Genomic DNA, 21,092 nt, shown 5'->3' with positions numbered 1-21,092 from the left:
GCAGCCAAGGCATGAAGCAGAGCTTTCGCCCCTGCTTCGCAGGAGCGAGTTACTTCTCTTTGCTCGTGCAAAGAGAAGTAACCAAGAGAAAGCACGCCCCTGCCTCTGCGCCCAGCCCGCTACGCGGGCCGGGTCCACTCCGCCGGCGGGATTTTTCGACGAGACATCCCTGTCTCGTCGAAAAACGACGTGCATCCCTGCACGTCGCCCCTACGGGGTCTTGTCCGCCGGCTCCGTCGCTGCGGAAGGGGACCCGGGAAGTCAAAAGCACATGCAACTACAAGAGCAACAGCCGATCTTCCCCCGGCTGCCTTGCCAACGTAACGTCCCGGCTGGATGCCAAGCCTTACCGGCTCCGCAAAATCCTTTTAGAGTCACCCCATCGCAGCCGACGGCCCACCCATGCCACCCCTGGTAAAAATCCGCTCCGAACGCGAACAGATGTCGGCGATCGAACGGCGTATCGCCGACTTCATCCTGGACAACGCGCACCTGCTGCGCGACTACTCGTCACAGCAGCTGGCCAACGCGCTGGGCATCAGCCAGTCGAGCGTGGTCAAGTTCAGCCAGAAGCTCGGGTTCAAGGGCTACCCGGACCTGAAGTACTCGGTTGGCGCGGCGGTGGCCCTGGCCAGCAACGGCAACGGCAACGGCAACGTCACCGAATGGCCGCCGGAGAACGATCCGCACGGGTACCTGCAGGTAGCCGAGGGCCTGCGCCGCAGCAAGGCCGCGGCCGAGGAGGAGACCCGCGTCGCCAATCCGCAGGAAGAGGTCGAAGCGGTGATCGCGCTGATCGACGCCGCGCCCAAGGTGTTCGTCTACGGCCTGGGTGACGACGGCCTGTATGCCCGCGAGTTTGCCATGCGCCTGGCGCTGCTGGGCATCCTCACCGTGCAGCATGCCGACCCGATCCTGATGACCGCCAACCTGTCGGCCGCACGCCCGGGCGATGTGCTGCTGGTGTTCTCCGAGTTCGGCAAGCTGCCGCAGCTGTGGCAGCTCTCGCGCCAGTTCCAGGAGATGGGCGGCAAGGTGGTGTCGATCACCCGCCACACCGCCAACCCGCTGCGCGCGCATGCCGATGCCTCGCTGGCGATCTGCGCGCAGGACCCGCAGCCGCCGGTGGCGCAGCTGCTGTACCGTTGTTCGTTGCAGTACCTGCTGGATTTCGTGTTCGTGCTGCTGTGCCATGCCAACTCCGACCGCCAGCGCCAGCTAGCGTTGAACCAGGAGCGCATCCAGCAGTTGATCGACAACTGATTGCCGGAGCCGTCGCCATGCCCTCCCTGTTCCGTTCCTTCGCCCGCTGCCTGCTGCCGTCGCTCGCGGCGATGGCCGTGGCCACTGCTGCCGGCGCCGCGACGCCCGCTGCGCCGGTGCACGATGCGCGCCAGCTGGTGGTGGTCACCACGCCATCGTGGGACAGCCCTGCCGGCCGACTGCAGGCCTATGAGCGCACCGCGCAGGGCTGGACGCCGCATGGCGCCGGATTCGAGGTATCGCTGGGCCGCAACGGCAGTGCCTGGGGCCTGGGCCGGCACCCGGCGCAGGCGGACGGCCCGCAGAAGCGCGAGGGCGACGGCCGCAGCCCGGCCGGCGTGTTCGGCATCGGCGAGGCCTTCGGCTACGCGCCGCGGATGGACAGCGCGCTGCCCTACCAGCCGATGCTGGCCACCAGCTATTGCATGGATGTGCCCGATTCCCCGTTGTACAACCGCATCGTCGATGCCGAGGTGGTGGGCAGCGACGCGGTGGAGGGTTCCACCGAGCCGATGCGGCTGGACCTGCACAACCAGGGCGACCGCCGCTACCGCGAGGGCTTCGTGATCGAGCACAACCCGAAGGCCGAGCCCGGACGCGGCAGCTGCATCTTCGCCCACCTGTGGCGGCAGCACGGCGAGGCGACGGCCGGCTGCACTGCGATGGAACCGGAGCACATGTCCGCCCTGCTCGGCTGGCTGGACCCGGCCGCGCATCCGCTGTTCGTGCTGCTGCCCGAAGCCGAGTACCGGCGCCTGCAGCAACACTGGGGCCTGCCGGCGCCTGCGGCCAAGGCCGGGCATTGACCGGCGCCATGCCCGGGCGCTCCCGTATTCCCGCGGCAGGCGGTACCTGCCACGCCATGGATGGGCGAACCGGTCGCCTCAGGCATCGCCCTGAGGCATGAGGCGCGCCCGGCAGTAACGCCTCGCTCGTGGCACGGGCTCGCCCCCTGCCCTGTTTCCCTCCTTCCGCAATCCGGCCCTCCATGACCCCAACGACCCGACGTTTCCGGCTCTCCGCTCCCGTCAAAGTGCTGATCTCGCTGCTGGTCGGCGCGGTGGTCGGGCTGTCACTCACCCACCACGACCCGGCGCTCGCACTGCAGGTCGCCGAGTTCGCCCGGCCCATCGGCCGGCTGTGGCTCAATGCGCTGCAGATGACGGTGGTGCCGCTGGTCACCGCGCTGGTGATCGTCGGCGTCAACACCGCCAGCAACGCCGCCGCCTCCGGGCGTACCGCGCGCAACGCGATCCTGGTGTTCATCGTGCTGCTGGTCGCCGCGGCCAGCTTCTCGGCGGTGGTGACCCCGGCGCTGCTGGGCCTGGTGCCGCACGACAGCGCCACCATGCAGACCTTCCGTGCCGCGCTGCACGCGCCGGAGACGCTGTCCAAGGCGCCGACCGCCGCGCAATGGATCTCGTCGCTGATTCCAAGCAACGTGCTGGCGGTGGCGTCGGCCAACGCGATGCTGCCGCTGGTGGTGTTCGCGATGTTCTTCGGCTTCGCGCTGAGCCGGCAGGACGCCGAGCGCCGCGACCGCATCCTGGAGATCATCAAGATCATCGGCGACACCATGATCACCATCGTGCGCTGGGTGCTGTGGGCCGCGCCGCTGGGCGTGTTCGCGCTGGTGCTGGTGGTCTGCGCCGAGGTCGGGATGAGCGTGCTCGGCATCCTCGGCTACTACATCCTGCTGATGTGCGTGGTCTACATCCTGATCACGCTGCTGTTGTACGTGGTGGCGGTGCTGGCCGCGCGCGAGGGCCTGCGCCGCTTCGCCGCCGCGCTGGTGCCGGTGCAGGTCATCGCCGGCAGCACCCAGTCGTCGCTGGCCTCGCTGCCGGCGATGATCGACAGCGCGCGCAACCGGCTGGGCTACCCCACCGCGCTGACCTCGCTGGTGCTGCCGATGGCGGTGTCGCTGTTCCGGGTCACCAGCCCGGCACAGTACATCGCCGTGGCCAGCTTCATCGCCTGGCTGTACGGCATCGACATCACGTTCTCGCAGTATGCGGTGGCGGTGCTGCTGGCCGCGGCGATCAGCATGGGCTCCACCGGGCTGCCGGGCCAGGCCAACTTCATGACCAACAACATGCCGGTCACGCAGAGCATGGGCCTGCCGGTGGAACCGCTGGGCGTGCTGCTGGCGGTGGATACGATCCCCGACGTGTTCTGCACCATCGGCAACACCACCGGCGACATGACCGCCACCTCGATCGTCGCCAGGCGGATGGCGCCGGCCGACGAGGCCTGATCCGCGCGGCGGGCACGCACGATCGTGCATGCCGGCGTGCCTCGCGCGCCGGCTTCGCATAAGGTGTGCGGTTCCACCGCTTGCCGCCCTGGAGTTCGCCATGCCCCGCCCCCTGCTGCTCAGCCTGGCCCTTGCGCTGACGCCCGTCCTGTCCATCACCGCCTGTGCCGCGGACCCGGCCGCGCAGGCCGCGCTCAAGCCGGCGCAATGGCCGTTCACCGCCACCGAGGTGGCCCGCTTCGACAGTCCGTGGGCGATGGCGTTCCTGCCCGACCGCAGCCTGCTGGTCACCGAGAAGGCGGGCAGGCTGGTGCATTTCGACCCGGCCAGCGGCCGCCGCCATGAGATCGCCGGGGTGCCGCGGGTGGCGCATGCCGGCCAGGGGGGCTTCGGCGATGTCGCCCTGCACCCGCAGTTCGCCCGCAACGGGCTGGTCTACTACAGCTACGCCGAGCCCGGCGCGAACGACACCCGCGGCGCCGCGGTGGCGCGCGCGAAACTGGTGCTCGACGCGCAGGGCGGCGGCCGCCTGGTCGAGCCGCAGGTGATCTGGCGGCAGACGCCGAAGGTGAGCGGCAATGGCCACTACGGGCACCGCCTGCTGTTCGGGCCCGATGGCAAGCTGTGGATCAGTTCCAGCGAACGGCAGAAGTTCGACCCCGCGCAGGACATGGGCGGCAACCTCGGCAAGATCATCCGCCTCAACGACGACGGCAGCGTGCCCGCCGACAACCCGTTCGCCGCGCAGGGTTCGCCGGCCAACCAGGTGTGGTCGCTCGGCCACCGCAACGTCCTCGGGCTGGCGTTCGACGCGCGCGGGCGGTTGTGGGAAAACGAGATGGGCCCGAAGGGCGGCGACGAGCTCAACCTGATCCGGCGCGGCGGCAACTACGGCTACCCGCTGGTCTCCAACGGCGACCATTACGACGGCCGCGACATTCCCGACCACCACACCCGGCCGGAGTTCGTCGCGCCGAAGGTCAGCTGGACGCCGGTCATTTCCCCGTCCAGCCTGATCATCTACGACGGTGCACAGTTCCCGCAGTGGCGCGGCAATGGCTTCATCGGCGGGCTGTCGTCGCAGTCGCTGGTGCGCATCGCCTTCGACGGCGACAACGCGCGCGAGGCCGAACGCTTCGACATGGGCGCGCGCATCCGCGCGGTGACGCAGGGCCCCGATGGCGCGCTGTGGCTGCTGGAGGACGGCAGCAACGCGCGCCTGCTCAAGCTGACGCCGCGCACGTAGCCGCCACTGTCGTACGCGGGAGGGCGTGCCGTTGACGCCCCTCGCGCAACGGGCCTGCGCTACGGTTTGTAGCGCAGGCGCAGGTGCAGGCCGATGGCCTGCGTCAGGCCGTAGCAGACCAGGGCGGCAGCCAGGCCCAGGGTCAGCGGGCTGGCGTTGGCGGCGCCGGGCGCCATGCCCTGGCTGAAGGCGCCGTCCTGCCAGCGCCAGGCCAGGCGCGCGACCAGCAGCAGCGACAGGGCGCCGCCGATCCACGGATTGGGCGTATAGCCGGGCCGGCCTTCGCGCGCGTCGAAGCGCGTGTGTTTCAGCGCAAACCATCCCAACGCGATGCCGGCCAGCGCGCCCACGGCCATGCCGGCGGCCACGTGCGGCACGAAGGCCGCCGCCAGCCCGAGCATCGCCGCCACCAGCGCCAGGATCACGATGCGCGCCAGGGTGCGGCGCGGCTGCCAGGGCTGCCAGCCGAAGTGGCGGCGGAGCCGGCGGTAGTACATCCAGCCGAAACCGGCAGTCATCAGCCACGGCAGGTAGGTGGGCATCGGTGCGGGCATGACGGGTCTCCGTGGGCGCAGCGACAGCATCGCACGCCCGCTGCCCGCTTCAAGATGCCGGTCGTCATCCCGGCCCGGCAGGCGGGTCGGGGCAGGCGGTCAGGGCGCCAGCAGTTCGAACCGCACCGGTTCGCCATCGGCCGACGACGCGCACACCCACAGGTCGAACAGGCCGGGCTCGGCGGCGAACACGCCTTCGCTGTTGGTGAAGGCCAGCTGCCCGCGGTCGAGCCGGAACACCACGTCCCTGGCCTGGCCGGGCGCCAGCGCGATCTTCTCGAACGCCTTGAGTTCGCGCACCGGGCGCACGCGGCTGGCGACGCGGTCGTGCACGTACAGCTGCACCACTTCCTCGGCGGCCACGGTGCCGGTGTTGGTGACGGTGGTGGTGACGACCAGCTCGCCGTCCCAGTCCAGCTGCGGCGCGCTCAGGCGCGGCGCGCCGTAGGCGAACGTGGTGTAGCCCAGGCCATGGCCGAAGGCGTACAGCGGCGCATTCGGGATCTCGCGCCAGCGCGCCTTGAACTCGGACATCTCCGGCAGCTCCGGGCGGCCCGTGCGCGGGTGGTTGTAGAAGTACGGCTGCTGCCCGGAATGCTGCGGGAAACTCACCGGCAGCCGGCCCGACGGGCTGTAGCCACCGAACAGCACGTCGGCCACGGCGTGGCCGGTCTGGGTGCCGAGGAACCAGGTCACCGCGATGGCCCGGGCGTCGCGCACCGCGCCCTGCAGCGCCAGCGCGCGGCCGTTGCGCAGCAGCACCACGACCGGCGTGCCGGTCGCGGCGACCGCTTCGGCCAGTGCCTGTTGCACCGCCGGCAGCACGATCTCCACCCGCGACTGCGCCTCGCCGCTGTAGCGCTGCGGCTCGCCCAGCGCCAGCACCACCACGTCGGCGCGCCGCGCCGCGGCCACCGCCGCCTCGATGCCGCCTTCGACCGCGTCTTCCAGCGCGCAGCCGGGCACTACCTCCAGCAGCGCGTCGTCGTCCAGCGCCGCGCGCATGCCGGCTTCCAGCGTCACGTAGCGCGTCTTGTCGCCGAACAGGGTCCAGCAGCCTTCGATGTTGTCGCGGTCGCGGGCGAACGGCCCGATCAGCGCGATCCTCTGCCCGGCCCGGCGCAGCGGCAGCGCGGCGCCGTCGTTCTTCAGCAGCACGATCGAACGCCGCGCCGCGTCGCGCGCCAGCGCGTCATGCGCGGCGAGGTGCGAGGTATCGGCCTCGCGTGCCGGGTCCAGCGAGCGGTAAGGGTCGTCGAACAGGCCGATGGCCTCCTTCAGGCGCAGGATGCGGCGCACCGAGGCATCCAGTGCCGCCATCGGCACCTGGCCGCTGCGCACCAGCCCCGGCAGGTGCGCGGCATAGAAGCCGCTCTGCATGCTCAGGTCGAGCCCGGCCAGGAATGCCTTGGCGGTGGCGTCGGCTTCGTCGGCGGCGTAGCCGTGGGCGATCAGCTCCATGTCGGCGGTGTAATCGGACACCACCACGCCGTCGAACCCCCACTGCCCGCGCAGCAGGTCGGTCAGCAGCCAGCGGTTGGCGCTGGCCGGCACGCCGTTGATGTCGTTGAACGCGCTCATCAGCGCGCGCGCGCCGGCCGCCAGCGCGGCCTTGAACGGCGGCAGGTGCACGTCGTGCAGGGTCTGCGGCGAAATGTCCACCTGTGCGTATTCCATGCCGGCAGCCACCGCGCCATACCCGGCGAAGTGCTTGGGCGTGGCCAGCAGCGAATCGGCGGCGGCCAGGTCCGGGCCCTGGAAACCACGCACGCGCGCGGCGGCGAAGGCGCAGCCCAGCACCACGTCCTCGCCGGCCGATTCCGCGCCCCGGCCCCAGCGCTGGTCGCGGGCGATGTCCACCGCCGGTGCGTAGGTCCAGTGGATGCCGGCGGCGGTGGCCTCGATGGCGGTGGCGCGCGCGGTGCGCTCGGCCAGCGCCGGTTCGAAGCTGGCGGCCTCGCCCAAGGGGATCGGGAACACCGTGCGCATGCCGTGGATCACGTCCGCGGCCAGCGCCACCGGGATGCCGAGCCGGCTCTCCTCCACCGCCACGCGCTGGATCTCGCGGCCCTGCGCGGCGCCGACGCCGTTGAACAGGCAGCCGACGCGGCCGGCACGCACCTGCTCCAGCACCTGCGCGGCGTTGCGCACGTTGGCCTCGGGATTCACGTCCGGCGCGAACGGGCGGACCATGTCGGCGAACACGCCCAGCTGGCCCACCTTTTCTTCCAGGGTCATGCGGGCGATGAGGGATTCGATGCGGTCTGCCACCAGCGGCGGTCCTTGTGGAAACGCTTTCAGAGCGCGGATTCTAGCCGTGTCGCCGTGAAGCCGGCGACGCCGGGCCAGGCCGCCGTACGCTAGCCCGTGGCCGGCCCGCCGCGCATCGCCATGAGCATGGCGTCGCTGGACTCCTGGAACACGCGCAGGCCGAACTCGGGCAGGATCGCCAGCAGGTGGTCGAACACATCGGACTGGATCGCCTCGTACTCGCCCCACGCGGTGGTGACGGTGAAGCAGTAGACCTCCAGCGGCAGACCCTGCGGCCCCGGCGCCAGCTGCCGCACCAGCAGGGTCATGTCCTGGTGGATGCCCGGGTGGCTGCGCAGGTAGCGCTCGACATAGGCGCGGAAGGTGCCCAGGTTGGTCAGCCGCCGCGCGTTGACCTCTTCCGGGTGCGCCTGCGCCACCTGCGTGTTCCAGCGCTCCAGCTCGGCCTGCTTGCCCGCCAGATAATCGTCGAGCAGGCCGAACCGCTGCAGCCGGCCCAGTGCCGCCGCGTCGAGGAACTGCACGCTGTGCTGGTCCAGGTACAGCGCGCGCTTGATCCGGCGCCCGCCCGCCTCCTGCATGCCGCGCCAGTTCTTGAACGATTCGGTGACCAGCTTCTTGGTCGGGATGGTGGTGATGGTCTTGTCGAAGTTCTGCACCGTCACCGTGTGCAGGGCGATGTCGATCACGTCGCCATCGGCGTTCTGGCTGGGCATCTCGATCCAGTCGCCGATGCGCACGCGGCCGTCGCCGCTGATCTGCACGCTGGCCACCAGCGACAGGATGGTGTCCTGGAAGATCAGCATCAGCACCGCGGTAGCCGCGCCCAGGCCGGTGACCAGGTAACGCAGGTCCACGCCGGCCAGGGTGGCGACGATGGACAGCCCGGCGATCACGAAGATCACGATCTTGGCGACCTGCAGGTAGCCCTTGATCGGCTTGTCGCGCGCGTCCGGGCGCCGCTCGTAGAGGTCGTTGGCCGCGTCCAGCGCATGCGATACCGCCAGCGCCACGGTCAGTACCGCCCACGCCTGGCAGGCGCCGACGACGAACGTCACCACGCCCGGCGGCAGGTCCGGCACCACCTTGATGCCGGCGGCGATCACCTGGCTGGGCACCACGTTGGAAAGGCGCGCGATCACCCGCATCAGGTGGCTGCCGCGCCCGGTCTCGGCGCCGGGCAGGCGGCTGAGCAGCCGGCGCAGGCCGCGCAGCAGGATGCGCTTGGTGACCCAGTTGGCCAGCCCCGCGGCCACCAGCAGGGCCAGGATCGTCAAGGCCAGGTAAGCCCCGGGATAGGGTTCCAGTGTGTCCTGCAACCGCTCGAGCCACTGTACCGCCACCACCGCATCCACCATCCGTCGTCTCCTGTGTGTTTCCGTGTACTTCGTTCCGCGCGCTTACCGGCCGGCCGGCAACGTGCTCAGCCCCGCTCGCGCTCGATGACCACGCCCACCGCGCGCGCGCCGCGCACCGCGCCCGGCTTGCTCAGCTTCAGCCGCAGCCAGCGCACGTCGAACTCGTCCAGCACGATGGCCGCGCAGCGCTCGGCCAGGGTTTCCACCAGGCCGAAATCGGATCCACGCACGTAGTCCTGCAGGCGCCGGCTGACCGCCTTGTAGTTGAGGGTGTCGGCAATGTCGTCGGTCGCCGCCGGCCTGCGGTTGTCGAAACCCATCTCCAGGTCGAACACCAGGGTCTGGCGGATGCGCCGTTCCCAGTCATAGATGCCGATCAGGGCGTCGATCTCCAGCCCTTCGATGAATACCTTGTCCATTGCGTCCGTCGCGGTGAATGAACGGACATGGTAACGAGCCGCTGCTGAGCCTGCCGTTACGGCGCAGGAGGGGGCGCCCGGGCGCACGGCCCGGGACGCGGGGCGGCGTCACACCGGTGGCAGGGTCGCCATGTCCCAGCGCGGCACCACCTTCACCTCGGCCGGGCTGTGCTGGCCGGCCTGCAGGCGCAGCGCGCCGGCGAAGGCGATCATCGCGCCGTTGTCGGTGCACAGCGCCGGGCGCGGGAAGCACACGCGGCCGCCGCGGCGCTGCGCCGCATCCTGCAGTTTGGCCCGCAGGCGCTTGTTGGCGCCGACCCCGCCGGCCACCACCAGCACGTCGCAGCCGGCCGCCTCCAGCGCGCGTTCGCACTTGATCGCCAGGGTATCGACCACCGCGTCCTCGAAGCCGCGGGCGATATCGGCGCGCGTCTGCTCGCTCTGGTCGCTGTCGCGCCAGGCCAGCAGCACCTGGGTCTTGAGCCCGGAGAAACTGAAGTCCAGCCCCGGCCGGTCGGTCATCGGCCGCGCGAACCTGAAGCGCCCCGGCGTGCCGATCTCGGCCAACCTGGCCAGTTGCGGCCCGCCGGGGTACGGCAGGCCCATCAGCTTGGCGGTCTTGTCGAAGGCTTCGCCGGCGGCGTCGTCCAGCGTCTCGCCGAGCAGGCGATAGCTGCCGATCGCGTCCACCGCGATCAGCTGGGTATGCCCGCCGGAGACCAGCAGCGCCACGAACGGCGGTTCCGGCGGGTCGTCCTCCATCAGGGGCGCCAGCAGGTGGCCTTCCATGTGGTGCACGCCGATGGCCGGCACGTCCAGCGCCCAGGCCAGCGAACGCGCCACCCCGGCGCCGACCAGCAGCGCGCCAACCAGCCCGGGGCCGGCGGTGTAGGCCACGCCGTCCAGTTCGGACACGGCGATGCCGGCCTCGTCCAGGGTCTGCCGGATCAGCGGCAGGGTCTTGCGCACGTGGTCGCGGCTGGCCAGCTCCGGCACCACGCCGCCGTACTCGGCATGCAGCGCGATCTGGCTGTAGACCGCATGGGCGCGCAGGGCGTCGACGCCGGACAGCGCGGTGTCGTACACCGCCACGCCGGTCTCGTCGCAGGAGGATTCGATGCCAAGGACTTTCATGCCGGTATTGTGAACCTGCCGACGCGTGTTTACGAACCGCCCGGGGTCCGTCCCGGCGGCCGGGACCGCGGCCACGCCCGCCCCCGCGCCGCGCCGTCCTGCCGGCCCACTTGCGCCCGGATTCAAAGCGGCTATAATGCGCGGCTCACCGGGCGTGACCCGGTCTCACTGTGTCCCGGAGATTCCATGCCCAGCGTCAAAGTCCGCGAGAACGAACCTTTCGAGTTTGCGCTCCGCCGCTTCAAGCGCACCTGCGAAAAGGCCGGCGTGCTGGCCGAGACCCGCAAGCGCGAGTTCTACGAAAAGCCGACCCAGGAACGCAAGCGCAAGGCTGCTGCTGCCGTGAAGCGCCAGCTGCGTCGTTCCTCGCGCGACGTCACCAAGCGTCAGCGCCTGTACTGATCGGACGCAACTCCTGAACGGGGGCTTCGGCCTTCCGTGACCGGAGTGGAAGCCGGCACGCGCGAGCGTAGCCGGCTTTTTGCGTTCCCGCGCCCCGTGCGCACCCCCGCATTCCGATCCCGCAAGAGGTGATCCATGAGCCTGAAACAGCAACTGACCGACGACATGAAGGCCGCCATGAAGGGCGGCGACAAGCACTCCCTGGGCGTGATCCGGCTGATCAACGCGGCGATCAAGCAGAAGGAAGTAGACGAGCGCATCGAGCTGGACGACGCCGCAGTGATCGCGGTGCTGGACAAGATGGTCAAGCAGCGCAAGGACTCGGTGACCCAGTACGAGGCCGCCAATCGCGAAGACCTGGCCAAGGTCGAGCGCGAAGAGATCGTGGTGATCGAGCGCTACCTGCCGGCCAAGCTGGGCGAGGCCGAGATCCTGGCCGCGATCAACGCCGCGATCAGCGAAACCGGCGCCAGCAGCGCGGCCGACATCGGCAAGCTGATGGGCGTGCTCAAGCCGCTGCTGGCCGGCCAGGCCGACATGGGCCTGGTGTCGAAGCTGGTCAAGCAGGCGCTGGCCGGCTGAGTCCGGCGCACCCGACCTGCCGCTGCCGCCAGCGGCGGGCCGGCGCGCGGCCGCCCATCACGGCGGCTACGCGGACGGGTATGCCATCCTGCGCGGCATGGCGCCCCTGTCACCGCACATGAAGCACCGCCTGGCGCGGTTGCAGCAGAGCCTGCCGGCCGCCCTGGTCCGCCGCTTCACCGAAGCGGACGTGATGACCCAGGCGGCCTCGCTGGCGTTCTATACCCTGCTTTCGCTGGCCCCCCTGCTGGTATTGCTGCTGTGGCTGACGGCCTCGCTCTACCCGCCCGCGCAGCAGGCACTGGTCGGCCAGATCGGCGCGCTGGCCGGGCATAGCGTCGCCGAGGTCGCCGACACGGTGATCGCCAATGCCAGCGCGCAGCCCGACCTGGGCTCGCTGGCCGGCGCGTGGAGCCTGTTGCTGCTGTTCATCGGCGCCACCGTCGTGTTCGCCCAGCTGCAGGCCGCCCTGAACCGTATCTTCCGCGCCGACCTGCAGCGTTTCGACGGGATGCTGGGCTGGCTGAAGAAGCGCATCTTCTCGGCCGGGGTGGTGCTGGCCCTGGGCTTCCTGCTGATCGTGTCGATGGTCGCCACCACCGCGCTGCAGGTGGTGTTCGCGCACCTGCCGTCGCTGCTGCCGGCGGTGGGCTACGTGTCCACCCTGCTGCTCTACACCCTGGGCTTCGCGTTCCTCTACCACTACCTGCCCGACCGCCCGGTGGCGTGGCGCCAGGCCTTCGGCGGCGGCGCCATCACCGCGGTGCTGTTCACCCTGGGCCGCTACGGCATCGGCCTGTACATCGCCAACGCCGCGCCCGGCAGTGCCTATGGCTCAATGGGCACCCTGGTGATCATGCTGGTCTGGGTGTACTACGCCAGCGTGGTGTTCTTCGCCGGCGCCCTGGTCACCGCGGTCATCGACGAACGCGCGCATGCGCGCGCGGCCACGGCCATGCCCGGGCCGGGCGTCTAGTACACTTGCCGCACACCTTCGCCATGTACCGCCCGCAGCGGTGCTCCAGTCCCCCGCATGGCCCGAATCCCCGACGCGTTCATCGACGACCTGCTCGCCCGCTCCGATATCGTCGAAGTGGTGGGTTCGCGCGTGCCGCTCAAGCGCCAGGGCAAGGAATACGCGGCGCGCTGCCCGTTCCACGACGAGCGTTCGGCCTCGTTCACGGTGTCGCCGACCAAGCAGTTCTACCACTGCTTCGGCTGCGGCGCGCACGGCACCGCGATCAGCTTCCTGATGAACTACGACCGCCTCGAGTTCCTCGACGCGGTGGAGGAACTGGCCAAGCGCGCCGGCATGGAGGTGCCGCGCGACGCCCACCCGCGCAGCCCGCAGCAGCAGGATGACAGCCGCGACCAGTACTCGGCGCTCGACGCCGCCGCGCGCTTCTTCCAGAAGCAACTGGAGGGCAGCGAAAAGGCGCTGGCCTACCTCGATGGCCGCGGCGTGGACGCCGATACCCGCGCACGCTTTTGCATCGGTTATGCGCCGGACGGCTACAGCGCGCTGAAGGACGCGCTGGGCAAGGACGAGCGGCGGATGAAGCTGCTCGACCGCGTCGGGCTGTTCTCCAAGAACGACCGCGGCCATGTCTACGACAAGTTCCGCGACCGGGTGATGTTCCCGATCTTCGACCGCCGCGGCCGGGTCATCGCCTTCGGCGGCCGGGTCATGCAGAAGGACGACGGCCCCAAGTACCTCAACTCGCCCGAGACCGCGCTGTTCCACAAGGGCCGCGAGTTGTACGGGTTGTGGCAGGTGCGCCAGGCCAACCAGAAGATCGAGCGGCTGATCGTGGTCGAGGGCTACATGGACGTGGTCAGCCTGTTCCAGTTCGGCGTCACCCAGGCGGTGGCGACGCTGGGTACCGCGACCACGCCCGACCATGCCGAGCTGCTGTTCCGCAATGCGCCGGACGTGTACTTCTGCTTCGACGGCGACGCCGCCGGCCGCCGCGCGGCGTGGCGCGCGCTGGAGTCGGTGCTGCCGCGGATGAAGGACGGGCGCCAGGCGTTCTTCCTGTTCCTGCCCGACGGCGAGGATCCGGACACCATCGTGCGCAAGGAAGGCGCCGACGCCTTCGACGCGCGCCTGAAGCAGGCCACGCCGCTGTCGCAGTTCTTCTTCGACGAGCTCACCCGCGAGATCAACCTGGGCACGCTGGACGGCAAGGCGCGCCTGGCCGAGCGCGCCAGGCCGATGCTGGCGCAGATTCCCGACGGCGCCTTCGGCGACCTGATGAAGCAGGAGCTGCAGCGCCTGACCGGCATCGGCCGCGCGCCCGCCGGCACCGCCGCCGCGCCCGTGCGCCGCGCGGCGGCCGCACCGGTGCAGAAGCGCAGCCTGGTGCGCGCGGCCATTGCCCTCCTGCTGCAGCAACCCTCGCTGGCGCTGAGCCTGGAAGGCCACCATGCCATCGCCGGCCTGCGCCTGCCCGGCATTGAACTGCTGCTGGAACTGCTGGAGCTGGTGCAGCAGCGCCCGGACATCAGCACCGGCGCGCTGCTGGAGCATTTCGATGGCCGCGAGGAACAGGCCGCGCTGCATCGGCTGGCCGCCGTCGCCCTGCCCGGCGACGAGGCCAGCTGGACCCAGGAGCTGCACGACGCCATCGTGCAGCTGGAGAAGCAGCTGCTGCAGCAGCGGCTGGACGAGCTGCAGGCCAAGCAGCGCCAGCAGGGCCTGGACGAGACCGACAAGTTCGAACTGCGCGAGCTGCTCAAGGCGCGCGCGACGATGCGCTGAGGCGCGGACGGAGCGAAGCGATGCATAAACACCTGCCGAAACTGCTGTTCCTGCTGCTGGCCTGCGCCGGCGCCACCGCTGCCGCCGGGCAGGGACTGAAGCAGCCACGCCCGGGCCTGTTCACCGGCGGCCAGCCCAGCGCGCAGCAGCTGCGCGACGCCGCGCAAGCCGGCGTCACCAGTGTCATCGACCTGCGCATGCCGCACGAGGACCGCGGCTATGACGAGGCCGCTGCCGCCGAGGCGCTGGGCCTGCGCTACGTGCGCCTGCCCATCGACGGTGCCGGCGGCATCAGCGAGGCCAACGCGCGCACGCTGGACCGCCTGCTGCGGCAGGACCCCGGCAGCACGCTGCTGCACTGTGCCTCGGGCAACCGCGCCGGGGCGCTGCTGGCGCTGGCGCAGGCGCGGGTGCACGGCGCGTCGCCCGAAGCCGCGCTGCAGTTCGGCCGCGATGCCGGCCTGACGTCGCTGGAGCCGGCCGTGCGCGCGGCGCTGGAGCACCCCGCGCGGCCATGACCGCGCCACACCGACAAGGACACCCCTGCCGATGACCCGCTGGTGGTCGCGCCTGCGACCGGACAACTTCACCCTCGCCCTGCTCGCCACCGTGGCCCTGGCCAGCGTGCTGCCGATGACCGGCGATGCCGCGCGCGGGCTGGACCGCTTCACCGACCTGGCCATTGCCGCCCTGTTCTTCCTGCATGGCGCACGCCTGCCACGCGAGTCCATCGTCGCCGGCATGCTGCACTGGCGCCTGCACCTGGTCATCCTGGCCTGCACGTTCGTGCTGTTCCCGCTGCTGGGGCTGGCGTTCAAGCCGCTCGCCGGATGGGCGCTGACGCCCGACCTCTACGTCGGCGTGCTGTTCCTGTGCGCGCTGCCGTCCACGGTGCAGTCATCCATCGCGTTCACTTCGATGGCCGGCGGCAACATCCCGGCGGCGGTGTGCGCGGCCTCGCTGTCGAGCATCCTCGGTGTGTTCCTGACCCCGCTGCTGATGGGCCTGCTGGCCGGCAGCCAAGGCGGCATGGCCGATCCGCTGCACGCGGTCGGCGCGATCATGCTGCAGCTGCTGGTGCCGTTCGTCGCCGGGCACCTGCTGCGGCCGTGGATCGCGCGCTGGGTGGAGCGGCAGCGCGCGCTGCTGCGCTACACCGACCAGGGCACGGTGCTGCTGGTGGTCTATGGCGCGTTCGGCGAATCGGTGGTGGAAGGGCTGTGGCACAAGACCCCGGTGGGCTCGCTGCTCGCCGCCGCGGGGGTCGCGGTGGTGCTGCTGGCCATCGCCATGCCCGGCATCACCTGGCTGGCGCGGCGGCTGGGGTTCAGCCGCGAGGACGAGATTCCCATCGTGTTCTGCGGCTCCAAGAAGAGCCTGGCCACCGGCGTGCCGATCGCCAAGGTGCTGTTCGCCGGCGGCAGCCTCGGCGCGATCGTGCTGCCGATCATGATCTACCACCAGCTGCAGCTGATCGTCTGCGCGGTGGTGGCGCAGCGCTACGCGCGCCACGCCCCGTAGCCGAGGGGCTTGCCCGCAGGAGGCGTTCCCGGTGAAGCTTCGTGCGGGGCAAGCCCCGCACCTGCGGCACGGGCCCGGCCTCAAAGCCAGGGCAGCAGCCAGTGGTCCACCAGCAGGAAGGCGAACAGCGCCATCAGGTAGACCACCGAGTAGCCGAACATCTGCATGTTGAACATCTCGTCCGGCGGATCCTGCATCTTCCACGCGTACCACAGGAACACCAGGTTCAGCACGGTGGCGCCGCCGAGATAGAACACCCCGCTCATGCCCAGCGCCACCGGCAGCAGGGTCACCACCACCAGCACCACCGAATAGAACAGGATCTGCCGGCGGGTGTGCGCCACGCCATGGGTGACCGGCAGCATCGGCACCGCGGCCTTGGCGTAGTCGGCGCGGCGGAAGATCGCCAGCGCCCAGAAATGCGGCGGCGTCCACACGAAGATGATCAGCACCAGCAGCGAGGCGTAGGCCCAGTCGGAGCCCCCCTGCATGCCGGTCACCGCCGCCCAGCCGAGCAGTGGCGGGGTCGCGCCGGCGAGGCCGCCGATGACGATGTTCTGCGACGTCGCCCGCTTCAGGTACACGGTGTAGACCACCGCGTAACCGATCAGCGAGGCGAAGGTCAGCACCGCGGTGATCACGTTCACCCACAGCACCAGGATGGTCATCGACAGCGCGGTCAGTGCGCCAGCGAACACCAGCACCTGCCGCGGGGTCACCTTGCCCACCACCAGCGGCCGCCACGAGGTGCGCGCCATCTGCGCGTCGATGCGCGCATCCAGCAGCTGGTTGATCGCCGCGGCGGCGCCCGCCGAGAGCCAGATGCCGATGAAGGCCACCGCGCCGGTCAGCGCCTGCGCGGCGGTCGGCCAGCCGGGGATCGCCAGGAACATGCCCACCAGCGCGGTGAACACGATCAGGGCCACCACCTTGGGCTTGGTCAGGTCCCAGTAATCACGCAACGTCGTACTCATCGGCTCACTCCGGGGCACGCAGCCGCGCCAGCAGCGAGACCAGCACGAACAACAGGCACACGGCGCCGCCGTTGTGCATCACCGCCACTGCCAGCGGCAGCGCGAGCTTGACGTTGAGCACGCCCAAGGTGACCTGCAGCAGTACCAGCACGCCCAGCGCGCTGGCCCAGCCGCGCATGCCCGGCAGGCGGAACATGCGCACCGACAGCACCAGCAGGTACACGGCCACGACCACGGCCATCATCCGGTGCGCCATCTGGATGGCGATGCGCGAGGCGCCGTCGAGCACGCCGCCTTCGTAGTCCACGCCGATGCCGCGCCACAGGGTGAAGCCTTCGGCGTAGTTCTGCGGCGGCCACCACTGGCTCACGCAGCGCGGGAAATTGTCCAGCGACGCACTGCCGCCACCGCAGGCCAGCGCCGCGTAATTGGCGCTGACCCAGCCGCCCAGCGCGATCTGCAGCACCAGCAGCGCCAACCCGGCGCGCAGCCACCAGCGCAGGCGCGGTGCCTGTACCAGGGTGATCGGCAGGTGCGTGGCCTTCCACGCCATCCATACCAGCAGGCTGAACATCAGCATGCCGCCGAGCAGGTGGCCCATGACCACGATGGGCTTGAGCAGCCAGGTCACCGTCCACATGCCCAGCAGCGCCTGGAAGATCACCACCGCCAGTGTCAGTACCGCCGCGCGCGACAGGTCGATGTTGGACCAGCGCAGCGCCGCCAGCAGCAGGATCACCTCGCCGCCGATCGCCAGCACGCTGGAGGCGACATGTTCGCCGCGCATGTAAAGGGGAATGGCCAGCGCCACCAGCGCCGAGGCGGTCACCACCTGGGCCACGCCCCGGCGGTGGCGGCGCGCGGCCAGCAGCGCCAGCGCCAGCACCTCGACGCCCAACAGGCCGGCCAGGAAGCGGTGCACCTGCTCGCGCCAGGCCTTGTGGCTTTCCAGCGGGCGGATCTCGCTGGCCACGTGCTGCGCGGCCTCCACCTGGGTCTGCGGCCAGGTGACGCGGCCGTAGCAGGTCGGCCAGTCCGGGCAGCTGAGCCCGGCATCGGACAGGCGCACGAACGAGCCGAACATGATCGTGCTCGCGGTCATGATCAGGGCGAACCACGCCAGGCGGTGGAAATTGCGGTACAGCGCCGGACGCGCGGGGGCATTCATCGGATGGAACTCACTTCAGTTTCAACAGCCTGGAAAGATCGGTGCGCAGGCCGCCCGGGTCGAAGCCGGGCGCATAACGCAGGACCACGAAGCCGTTGGGATCGATCACGTAAACCGGGATGCCGGCGGGGTCGTCCACCCCCGGCAGTTTCGCGCGGAACGCCGGCGAGGCCTGCAGCACCTTGAGCGCCGGCGAGGCCACCACCTGTTCCGGCGGCGTGCCCAGCCACAGTATCTCGACATTATCGGCGTTATGCCCGAACAGCCGCCATACGGTGTCCAGCTGCTGCGACAAAGTGACGCAGGCCGGCGCGCAATCGGCGGCCGGCGCCAGCACGATGCGCCAGTGGCGGGCGGCCGGGTTCCATGCATAGGCGCTGCCGTCGGCCAGCCGCAGCCGTTCCTGGCGCAGGTCCAGCGCCGGGTCGAACAGCTGCCCGTGGTTGCGGTTGACCTGCGGCATCCAGCCGGAGAAGCGCAGGATGCCCGCCAGCGCCATCGACCCGAAGAACAGGGCGAAAATGAGCAGCAGCACGCGGCGGCCGCGCTTGCGGATGACGAGTTGTTCCGGGGTCAGGGCATTCATGTGCGGCATTTTCCCATGGCTTGGCGTTCAGCGCCCGCGGCGGCGGACATGCAGCACGCCGGCGATCACCAGCACCGCCAGCGCCATGGCGAACCACTGCACCGCATAACCGAGATGGCGCGAAGGTGGCAGGGTATTGGGCAGCAGCTCCAGGTCGCGGGCGTAACCCAGTGGCATGGCCGGATCCAGCCGCAGCACCTGGCCCGGCAACGCAGCGGCCGGCAGCTGCAGCTGCGCGGCGATGGCGGGAATGTCCAGGCGCGTGGCCAGCCACACCCGCGGCTGCGCGGTGGCCGCCAGCGCCGGCCCCAGCGCCAGGCCCGGTGACGGCGGCGGCGCCCACAGGCCCTGCACCTCGATCCGCCCCTGCAGCGGCACGATGGGCGGCAACCGGCGGTCGCCCGGCAACGGCAGCCAGCCCAGGTCGACCAGCACCGCATTACCTTCCGCGCGCGCGGCCTGGTACACCTTCAGCCCGGGGCGGCCATCGCGCAGCTGGTTGTCCAGCAGCACCGTGGCGGGCAGGAACTCGAGCGTGTCGTGCACCCAGTGCAGCGTGGCCGGCGCGCGCATCGCCTGCGCCAGCGCCAGCCCGTGGCCGCGCTCCGGCGGCACCTGCGCCAGCAGCGCCTGCTTGTCGTGCATGCGCTGCAGCTGCCACGCGCCGAGCGCGCTGAACAGCGCGGCCACCGCGAACGCCAGCAGCCAGCCCAGCAGCCCCGTGTGCTGTCGCGTCATGACAACGGCGCCGCGAGCGGGTGAGATAGCAACGCCTTCCCACTCCTAGAGCCGTGCATGAATGATTCGCTGAAGACACTGCTGGTGATCGCGTTCCTGATCGTCATCGTCTGGAATCTTGGCGCCGGGCTGTACTACCTGATGATCGACCGCGGCCAGACCAAACGCACGGTCAATGCCCTGACCCGGCGCATCGTGCTGTCGGTGGTGCTGATCCTGCTGGTGATCCTGGGCATCTACAGCGGCTGGATCAGGCCGCACGGCGTCGGCGGCTGACACCGGGCGCGTCCATGAAGTGAACCAGGGAGCGTTGCGCCGGGATCCCGTCCCGATGCCCCGCTCCCTGTCTTTTCTGTCGCTTACAGCACGTAGACGAACAGGAACAGCATCAGCCACACCACGTCGACGAAGTGCCAGTACCACGCCGCGGCCTCAAAGCCGAAATGGTTGTCGCGGGTGAAGTGCCCCTTGGCCGAGCGCAGCCACATCACGATCAGCATGATCGTGCCCAGCGCCACGTGCGCACCATGGAACCCGGTGAGCATGAAGAAGGTCGAGCCATAGATGCCCGAGCCCAGGGTCAGGTTGAGCTCGCCGTAGGCATGCATGTATTCCTCGGCCTGGAAGAACAGGAACACGCAGCCCAGCAGCACGGTGGCGCCCAGCCAGATCAGCAGCTGCCGGCGGTTGCCGGCCTTGAGCGCGTGGTGGGCGATGGTCAGGGTCGCGCCGGAGCTCAGCAGGATCAGCGTATTGACCAGCGGCAGGCCCCACGCCGGGATGGTCTGGAACATACCGCCGATGCCGCCGGGGCCGTTGGTCGGCCAAGCCGCCGAATAGCCGTCCCAGAGGATTTCGTTGGTCGCCACGCCGTGGCCCTCGCCGCCCAGCCAGGGCAGGCCATAGACGCGGGTATAGAACAGCGCGCCGAAGAAGGCGCCGAAGAACATCACTTCCGAGAAGATGAACCAGACCATCCCCATGCGGAACGAGCCATCGACCTGGCGGTTGTAGTTGCCGCCGACCGACTCGCGGATGACGTCGCCGAACCACAGGAACAAGGTGAACACCAGCATCGCCAGGCCCACGAAGAAGGCCCAGCGGCCCCAACTGGCGTCGTTGAGCCAGCTGGCCACTCCGACCATCAGCACCAGCATGGAAATCGAGCCGACGAAGGGCCAGCGACTCTGGCTCGGCACGAAGTAGACGTTGGCATCAGGCGTGTTATGGGCCATGGCTTGCTTCCGGATCCGTGGTCAGGGGGCCGCGTGCGACGAGCCGCCGGCCGAAGCCGGTGCCAGCTGCGCCGTCAGCGCGTCATTCTTGAAGAAGGTGTAGGACAGGGTGATCGTGCGGACGTCTGCGGGCAGGTCCGGATCGACGATGAAACGCACCGGCATCTCGCGCTGCTCGCCGGCCTGCAGGGTCTGCGCGGTGAAACAGAAGCACTCGGTCTTGTTGAAATAGCCCGACGCGCGCGCCGGCGCCACCGAGGGCACGGCGCTGCCGACCAGCGCGTGGTCGCTGTCGTTGCGGGCGAAGTACAGCGCCTCGTTCAGCTCGCCCGGCACCACGTCCATGGTTAGCTTTTCCGGATGGAACGCCCACGGCAGCTTGGAATTGACCCCGCCATCGAACTCCACCCGCACCAGGCGCCTGCCGGTGGCGGATGCGGACGCGGCGGCCTGGCTGGCGCCACGCTCAAGGCGCACGCCGAACACCTTCTCACAGGCGATGCGGTACAGCGGCACCAGCGAGAAGGTCAGCACGAACACGCCCAGCGCCACGCCGAGCAGCCGGACGATGCCGGCATTGCGTTCGGGCCGGGGCGCGGGCATGGTCAATGCGCGAGTACCCC

22 protein-coding genes are annotated in these 21,092 nt (G+C 70.0%); 11 read left to right on the top strand and 11 right to left on the bottom strand.

What is annotated here, in order from left to right; genetic code table 11:
• The first annotated feature begins 402 nt into the window (after positions 1-402).
• From B1L07_01280 to B1L07_01265, 4 genes are all read left to right on the top strand, one after another.
• Positions 403-1,263: a transcriptional regulator gene (locus B1L07_01280; protein ID AUZ53989.1), complete on the top strand. Its 861-nt coding sequence runs from the start codon at positions 403-405 to the stop codon at positions 1,261-1,263.
• Positions 1,264-1,280: 17 nt separating this feature from the next.
• Positions 1,281-2,069, top strand: a complete 789-nt coding sequence (locus B1L07_01275; GenBank protein AUZ53988.1) for a hypothetical protein — start codon at positions 1,281-1,283, stop codon at positions 2,067-2,069.
• Positions 2,070-2,251: 182 nt separating this feature from the next.
• A complete protein-coding gene (locus B1L07_01270) occupies positions 2,252-3,520 on the top strand; it encodes a dicarboxylate/amino acid:cation symporter (protein AUZ53987.1) in 1,269 nt (422 codons plus the stop codon).
• 100 nt (positions 3,521-3,620) lie between these two features.
• The gene (locus B1L07_01265; protein ID AUZ53986.1) at positions 3,621-4,766 is read left to right on the top strand and encodes a glucose dehydrogenase; all 1,146 of its coding nucleotides are present in this window, start codon (positions 3,621-3,623) and stop codon (positions 4,764-4,766) included.
• Positions 4,767-4,825: 59 nt separating this feature from the next.
• On the opposite strand, the gene B1L07_01260 is transcribed toward B1L07_01265, so the two are convergent.
• The 5 genes from B1L07_01260 to B1L07_01240 form a co-directional block, all read right to left on the bottom strand.
• Positions 4,826-5,320, bottom strand: a complete 495-nt coding sequence (locus B1L07_01260) for a hypothetical protein (protein ID AUZ53985.1) — start codon at positions 5,318-5,320, stop codon at positions 4,826-4,828.
• Between the two features lie 99 nt (positions 5,321-5,419).
• Positions 5,420-7,594, bottom strand: a complete 2,175-nt coding sequence (locus tag B1L07_01255; protein ID AUZ56389.1) for a beta-glucosidase — start codon at positions 7,592-7,594, stop codon at positions 5,420-5,422.
• Between the two features lie 86 nt (positions 7,595-7,680).
• Positions 7,681-8,949, bottom strand: a complete 1,269-nt coding sequence (locus tag B1L07_01250; protein AUZ53984.1) for a mechanosensitive ion channel protein MscS — start codon at positions 8,947-8,949, stop codon at positions 7,681-7,683.
• A 65-nt stretch (positions 8,950-9,014) separates the two neighbouring features.
• On the bottom strand, positions 9,015-9,368 hold the full coding sequence (locus B1L07_01245; protein ID AUZ53983.1) for a dihydroneopterin aldolase: 354 nt from the start codon (positions 9,366-9,368) through the stop codon (positions 9,015-9,017).
• A gap of 108 nt (positions 9,369-9,476) precedes the next feature.
• Positions 9,477-10,502, bottom strand: coding sequence for a tRNA (adenosine(37)-N6)-threonylcarbamoyltransferase complex transferase subunit TsaD (locus tag B1L07_01240; GenBank protein ID AUZ53982.1), 1,026 nt, complete (start codon positions 10,500-10,502; stop codon positions 9,477-9,479).
• A 186-nt stretch (positions 10,503-10,688) separates the two neighbouring features.
• On the opposite strand from B1L07_01240, the gene B1L07_01235 reads away from it, so the two are divergent.
• From B1L07_01235 to B1L07_01210, 6 genes are all read left to right on the top strand, one after another.
• Positions 10,689-10,904: a 30S ribosomal protein S21 gene (locus B1L07_01235; GenBank protein ID AUZ53981.1), complete on the top strand. Its 216-nt coding sequence runs from the start codon at positions 10,689-10,691 to the stop codon at positions 10,902-10,904.
• Positions 10,905-11,039: 135 nt separating this feature from the next.
• Complete coding sequence (locus B1L07_01230) at positions 11,040-11,486, top strand: glutamyl-tRNA amidotransferase (GenBank protein AUZ53980.1); 447 nt, start codon at positions 11,040-11,042, stop codon at positions 11,484-11,486.
• 97 nt (positions 11,487-11,583) lie between these two features.
• The gene (locus B1L07_01225; protein ID AUZ53979.1) at positions 11,584-12,462 is read left to right on the top strand and encodes a BrkB protein; all 879 of its coding nucleotides are present in this window, start codon (positions 11,584-11,586) and stop codon (positions 12,460-12,462) included.
• A gap of 57 nt (positions 12,463-12,519) precedes the next feature.
• Positions 12,520-14,247 carry a DNA primase gene (locus tag B1L07_01220; GenBank protein ID AUZ53978.1) on the top strand — a complete coding sequence of 576 codons (1,728 nt, stop codon included), beginning with the start codon at positions 12,520-12,522 and terminating at the stop codon, positions 14,245-14,247.
• Between the two features lie 20 nt (positions 14,248-14,267).
• Entirely contained in the window at positions 14,268-14,765 is a 498-nt protein-coding gene (locus B1L07_01215; protein AUZ53977.1) for a hypothetical protein, read from the top strand.
• Positions 14,766-14,796: 31 nt separating this feature from the next.
• On the top strand, positions 14,797-15,768 hold the full coding sequence (locus B1L07_01210; protein AUZ53976.1) for a bile acid:sodium symporter: 972 nt from the start codon (positions 14,797-14,799) through the stop codon (positions 15,766-15,768).
• A gap of 80 nt (positions 15,769-15,848) precedes the next feature.
• Here B1L07_01210 and B1L07_01205 read toward each other — a convergent pair whose 3' ends face one another.
• The 4 genes from B1L07_01205 to B1L07_01190 are packed head-to-tail and all read right to left on the bottom strand — an operon-like array spanning position 15,849 to position 19,234.
• A complete protein-coding gene (locus B1L07_01205; protein ID AUZ53975.1) occupies positions 15,849-16,742 on the bottom strand; it encodes a protoheme IX farnesyltransferase in 894 nt (297 codons plus the stop codon).
• 4 nt (positions 16,743-16,746) lie between these two features.
• On the bottom strand, positions 16,747-17,910 hold the full coding sequence (locus B1L07_01200; protein AUZ53974.1) for a heme A synthase: 1,164 nt from the start codon (positions 17,908-17,910) through the stop codon (positions 16,747-16,749).
• A 10-nt stretch (positions 17,911-17,920) separates the two neighbouring features.
• The gene (locus tag B1L07_01195; protein AUZ53973.1) at positions 17,921-18,496 is read right to left on the bottom strand and encodes a hypothetical protein; all 576 of its coding nucleotides are present in this window, start codon (positions 18,494-18,496) and stop codon (positions 17,921-17,923) included.
• A 27-nt stretch (positions 18,497-18,523) separates the two neighbouring features.
• Complete coding sequence (locus B1L07_01190) at positions 18,524-19,234, bottom strand: hypothetical protein (GenBank protein ID AUZ53972.1); 711 nt, start codon at positions 19,232-19,234, stop codon at positions 18,524-18,526.
• A 57-nt stretch (positions 19,235-19,291) separates the two neighbouring features.
• Here B1L07_01190 and B1L07_01185 point away from each other — a divergent pair, with 57 nt between their 5' ends.
• On the top strand, positions 19,292-19,510 hold the full coding sequence (locus B1L07_01185; GenBank protein AUZ53971.1) for a hypothetical protein: 219 nt from the start codon (positions 19,292-19,294) through the stop codon (positions 19,508-19,510).
• An 83-nt stretch (positions 19,511-19,593) separates the two neighbouring features.
• Here B1L07_01185 and B1L07_01180 read toward each other — a convergent pair whose 3' ends face one another.
• The gene (locus tag B1L07_01180; protein AUZ53970.1) at positions 19,594-20,469 is read right to left on the bottom strand and encodes a cytochrome c oxidase subunit 3; all 876 of its coding nucleotides are present in this window, start codon (positions 20,467-20,469) and stop codon (positions 19,594-19,596) included.
• A 21-nt stretch (positions 20,470-20,490) separates the two neighbouring features.
• The gene (locus B1L07_01175; protein ID AUZ53969.1) at positions 20,491-21,072 is read right to left on the bottom strand and encodes a cytochrome c oxidase assembly protein; all 582 of its coding nucleotides are present in this window, start codon (positions 21,070-21,072) and stop codon (positions 20,491-20,493) included.
• Positions 21,073-21,092 lie beyond the last annotated feature (20 nt).

Source organism: Stenotrophomonas acidaminiphila (genome assembly GCA_002951995.1).
Lineage (GTDB): Bacteria > Pseudomonadota > Gammaproteobacteria > Xanthomonadales > Xanthomonadaceae > Stenotrophomonas > Stenotrophomonas acidaminiphila_A.
The sequence above is the reverse complement of the archived record's forward strand: the minus strand, read 5'-3'. Positions and strand labels throughout refer to the sequence as shown.

Excerpts from the sequence above, each read along its gene's own strand:
- B1L07_01280 (AUZ53989.1), top strand. The coding sequence starts at position 403 with ATGCCACCCCTGGTAAAAATCCGCTCCGAACGCGAACAGATGTCGGCG.
- B1L07_01275 (AUZ53988.1), top strand. The coding sequence starts at position 1,281 with ATGCCCTCCCTGTTCCGTTCCTTCGCCCGCTGCCTGCTGCCGTCGCTC.
- B1L07_01270 (AUZ53987.1), top strand. The coding sequence starts at position 2,252 with ATGACCCCAACGACCCGACGTTTCCGGCTCTCCGCTCCCGTCAAAGTG.
- B1L07_01265 (AUZ53986.1), top strand. The coding sequence starts at position 3,621 with ATGCCCCGCCCCCTGCTGCTCAGCCTGGCCCTTGCGCTGACGCCCGTC.
- B1L07_01260 (AUZ53985.1), bottom strand. The coding sequence starts at position 5,320 with ATGCCCGCACCGATGCCCACCTACCTGCCGTGGCTGATGACTGCCGGT.
- B1L07_01250 (AUZ53984.1), bottom strand. The coding sequence starts at position 8,949 with ATGGTGGATGCGGTGGTGGCGGTACAGTGGCTCGAGCGGTTGCAGGAC.
- B1L07_01245 (AUZ53983.1), bottom strand. The coding sequence starts at position 9,368 with ATGGACAAGGTATTCATCGAAGGGCTGGAGATCGACGCCCTGATCGGC.
- B1L07_01240 (AUZ53982.1), bottom strand. The coding sequence starts at position 10,502 with ATGAAAGTCCTTGGCATCGAATCCTCCTGCGACGAGACCGGCGTGGCG.
- B1L07_01235 (AUZ53981.1), top strand. The coding sequence starts at position 10,689 with ATGCCCAGCGTCAAAGTCCGCGAGAACGAACCTTTCGAGTTTGCGCTC.
- B1L07_01230 (AUZ53980.1), top strand. The coding sequence starts at position 11,040 with ATGAGCCTGAAACAGCAACTGACCGACGACATGAAGGCCGCCATGAAG.
- B1L07_01225 (AUZ53979.1), top strand. The coding sequence starts at position 11,584 with ATGGCGCCCCTGTCACCGCACATGAAGCACCGCCTGGCGCGGTTGCAG.
- B1L07_01220 (AUZ53978.1), top strand. The coding sequence starts at position 12,520 with ATGGCCCGAATCCCCGACGCGTTCATCGACGACCTGCTCGCCCGCTCC.
- B1L07_01215 (AUZ53977.1), top strand. The coding sequence starts at position 14,268 with ATGCATAAACACCTGCCGAAACTGCTGTTCCTGCTGCTGGCCTGCGCC.
- B1L07_01210 (AUZ53976.1), top strand. The coding sequence starts at position 14,797 with ATGACCCGCTGGTGGTCGCGCCTGCGACCGGACAACTTCACCCTCGCC.
- B1L07_01205 (AUZ53975.1), bottom strand. The coding sequence starts at position 16,742 with ATGAGTACGACGTTGCGTGATTACTGGGACCTGACCAAGCCCAAGGTG.
- B1L07_01200 (AUZ53974.1), bottom strand. The coding sequence starts at position 17,910 with ATGAATGCCCCCGCGCGTCCGGCGCTGTACCGCAATTTCCACCGCCTG.
- B1L07_01195 (AUZ53973.1), bottom strand. The coding sequence starts at position 18,496 with ATGAATGCCCTGACCCCGGAACAACTCGTCATCCGCAAGCGCGGCCGC.
- B1L07_01190 (AUZ53972.1), bottom strand. The coding sequence starts at position 19,234 with ATGACGCGACAGCACACGGGGCTGCTGGGCTGGCTGCTGGCGTTCGCG.
- B1L07_01185 (AUZ53971.1), top strand. The coding sequence starts at position 19,292 with ATGAATGATTCGCTGAAGACACTGCTGGTGATCGCGTTCCTGATCGTC.
- B1L07_01180 (AUZ53970.1), bottom strand. The coding sequence starts at position 20,469 with ATGGCCCATAACACGCCTGATGCCAACGTCTACTTCGTGCCGAGCCAG.
- B1L07_01175 (AUZ53969.1), bottom strand. The coding sequence starts at position 21,072 with ATGCCCGCGCCCCGGCCCGAACGCAATGCCGGCATCGTCCGGCTGCTC.